The organism is Bartonella sp. AA81SXKL (assembly GCF_042196945.1).
Classification (GTDB): Bacteria; Pseudomonadota; Alphaproteobacteria; order Rhizobiales; family Rhizobiaceae; genus Bartonella.
The window spans coordinates 1-281 of the sequence record NZ_JBHIRH010000323.1; the positions used below are offsets into that span (position 1 = coordinate 1).

Annotated in this window: 1 protein-coding gene; it reads right to left on the reverse strand. The window is 42.0% G+C overall.

Features of this window, described 5'->3' with window-relative positions:
* The coding region (locus ACFINZ_RS11440; protein WP_375701573.1) for a glutamine amidotransferase-related protein at window positions 1-281 on the reverse strand (281 nt) is incomplete at both ends.

Here is a 281-nt window from a genome sequence, read left to right on the forward strand (position 1 = left end):
ATGCTGCGGCAAAGATGTTGTATCTACAGTAAAACCATGATTCATTGAAACAATTTCGACCTTTCCGGTAATAAAGTCTTTAACAGGATGATTTGCACCATGATGTCCTTGATGCATTTTTATGGTTTTTGCTCCAACAGCAAGAGCCAGAAGTTGGTGGCCGAGACATATACCAAAAAGTGGTATATTGCTGTCAATGAGTGCTTGAATGGTTGGAACAGCATAATTGGCTGTGGCGGCTGGATCGCCTGGTCCATTGGAAAGAAAAACACCATCAGGAT